Source organism: Rhizobacter sp. P3_C12, assembly GCF_056402735.1.
Genome location: NZ_JBFUGW010000468.1, coordinates 1 through 2,935, shown reverse-complemented (window position 1 = coordinate 2,935; position 2,935 = coordinate 1). Strand labels below are relative to the sequence as shown.

The 2,935-nt window shown below is 66.9% G+C and carries 2 protein-coding genes; both read left to right on the top strand.

The features are described 5' to 3' along the window. Window positions 1–2,362: response regulator (locus AC1DXV_RS33280; RefSeq protein WP_477937813.1), on the top strand; the 2,362-nt coding region annotated here is incomplete at its 5' end. 176 nt (window positions 2,363–2,538) lie between these two features. Further along, window positions 2,539–2,935, top strand: a 397-nt coding sequence (locus tag AC1DXV_RS33275) for a hypothetical protein (protein ID WP_477937811.1), incomplete at its 3' end; no start/stop codon positions are given.

Below are 2,935 nucleotides of genomic sequence, written 5' to 3'. Positions count from 1 at the left end.
TGCAAAGGTCAAGCTGTCGCCCTTCCCGAGCTTCATCGCCCTTTATGAAACCGCGGTGGTCGTCAACGACCTGATCACGGCGGTGCTGCTGTTCGGCCAGTCGCGCGTGCTGCGGGCGCGGCCGCTGGCGGTGCTGGCGAGCGGCTACCTGTTCGCGGCCTTGCTGGTGGTCGGCCATGCGATGAGCTTTCCGGGGCTGTTCGCGCCCGAGGGCCTGCTGGGCGCGGGGCCGCACAGCACGGCGTGGATCTACCTGTTCTGGCACCTGGGCTTTCCGCTGTTCGTGCTGGCCTATGCGTGGCCACGGCGCGGTCCGCGTGCCGTCTCGCACCCGTTCGCGGTGCCGCTGTTCACGGTGGCGCTGGCCTTGGGGCTGATCGCGCTTGCGACGGTGGGCGCATCGTTGCTGCCGGCGGTCATGCAGGGCTCGCAGTCGACGCCGCTGCTRCGCGGGATGGTCGGGGTGATCTGTGCCGTCACRGTGCTGACGCTCGGCCTGCTGTGGCAGCAGCGCCGCCCCTCGGTGCTCGACCGCTGGCTGATGGTGGCGCTGTGCGCCTGGTTGTTCGACACCGCGCTGTCGGCGATGCTGAACGGCGGCCGCTACGACCTGGGCTTCTACGCCGGCCGGCTGTACGGCCTGCTGACCTGCAGCGTCGTGCTGTACGAGCTGCTGCTGGAGAACGGGTGGATGTATGCGCGCCTGGCGCAGGCCCATGCGGACGAGCGACGGCGCGGCCGTGAACTGGCTCAGGCGCGCGACCAGGCGCAGGCCGCCGATGCGGCAAAAAGTTTGTTCCTGGCGAGCATGAGCCACGAGATCCGCACGCCGATGAACGCCATCATCGGCCTGACGCAGCTGGTGCTCGACGGCCGGCTCGACACGCAGCAGCGCGGCCACCTCAGCAAGGTGCAGACCTCGTCGAAGGCGCTGCTCTCGTTGCTGAACGACATCCTCGACTACTCGAAGGCCGAGGCCGGCCGGGTGGTGCTGGAGAGCGAGGAGTTCAGCCCCGAGGAAACGATCGAGAACGTCGGCAACCTGTTCGCCGTGAAGATCGAGGAGGCCGGGCTGGAGCTGGTGTTCGAGATCGACGAGGCCATTCCGCAGCGGCTGCTCGGCGATTCGTTGCGGCTGACGCAGGTGCTGAACAACCTGGTCGGCAATGCGATCAAGTTCACGTCGCGCGGCGAGATCGTCGTCAGCGCCGCGCTGCTGTCGCGTGACGAGAACGGGGTCGAGCTGCGCTTCGGCGTGCGCGACACCGGTATCGGCCTGACGCCCGAGCAGGCGGGGCAGCTGTTCCAGGTGTTCAGCCAGGCCGAGCGCAGCACCGCGCGCCGCTACGGCGGTACCGGGCTGGGGCTGGCGATCTGCAAGCGCCTGGTCGAGCTGATGGGCGGCACGATCGAGGTGCGCAGCGCGCCCGGCGAGGGCAGCCTGTTCACGTTCAACGCGCGCTTCGGGTTGGCGCGCGAGGGTGCCGAGCGCATCGACCTGCATTCGATCCGCGGCATGCGCACGCTGGTGCTCGACAACCAGCCGACCGCGCGCGTGGTGCTGCAGCAGGTGCTGCAGAGCTGGCGTTTCCAGGTCGGCAGCGCGGCCTTCGCGGACGACGCGATGCACAAGCTGAAGCGCGCCGACGCGCAGTCGCCGTACGAGCTGCTGCTGCTCGACTGGCGTTCGGCCGATCTCGATTTCGTGCACGAAGCACGGCGCCTGATGGCCGAGCGCGGCACACAGCAGCTGGCGATCATCGCGATGGCGACGCCGCACACGCTGGAGCGGGTCAGCGAGGCGCTGGGCGAGCTGCCGCTGACGGGCGTGCTGAGCAAGCCGGTCACGCCGTCGCGGCTGTTCGACACGGTGGTGCGGCTGCAGCGCGGCGAGCAGGCGAAGGACACGCCGGCGGTGTCGCGCAGTGCCGGCTACGCCGAGCAGTTGAAGCCGCTGCGCGGCGCGCGCGTGCTGCTGGCCGAGGACAACCTGGTGAACCAGCAGGTGGCGCTCGCCTTCCTGGCGCTCGGCGAGCTGGAGGTGACGGTCGCGAACAACGGGCTGGAGGCGGTGGAGTGGGTGCGCAAGGCGCCCTTCGACCTGGTGCTGATGGACATGCAGATGCCGGAGATGGACGGGCCGCAGGCGACGCGGGTGATCCGCCAGCTGCCGCAGGGCGAGCATCTGCCGATCATCGCGATGACGGCGGCGGCGATGGACGAGGACCGGCAGGAGTGCTTTGCTGCCGGCATGAATGCGCACGTGAGCAAGCCGATCGATCCGCAGCATCTGGTCCAGACACTGCTGGCGTGGATGCCGGCGTTGTCCGTGCGCTGTTCCGTGCCACGCCGCGGGGGGTGAGGGCGCGGGCTGCGAGTGGGTGGGCGCTGGCCAGGCCCCGGACATGCGCCGGCGCCTGCGGCACCGAGGATGAAACTACCGGGCTCATGCCGTCATGGAACCACTGAGCGGTGAGGGTGACATACGTGTCGTCAGGCAACGACATTCATTCACGCATCACGATCAGAGAGGAAACCATGTACAGCATGACGTCCACCGCTTCGCGAGACAAGCTTTCTGCTCAGGAAAAATCTCCGGTGATGGAGTATGGTTTCCGCGACGGACGTCTTGATTTCTCAATGAATAAAAACTCCTTGCTGAGTGAGGAGGCGATCGAAAACCTCCTCGGTGATTTCAGCCAAGGACAAATCACGAGCGTTGCATTACCCGAGTCCCTCGAGGAAATACCGAAGGGACTGCGCAACATCACGACGCTTCGGAAAATCATTGTCCCACAGTTCGGCGGTGACCTCTCGAAGCTCGTCGGGACATGGAACAAATACCTGCGGGAGCGTCCCGAGCGTCGCCTCGGGATTAAATTGCGAGGCCTTTCTTATCACCATTGGGGTACGCTGAGAATGCGTGGTTCGGTCG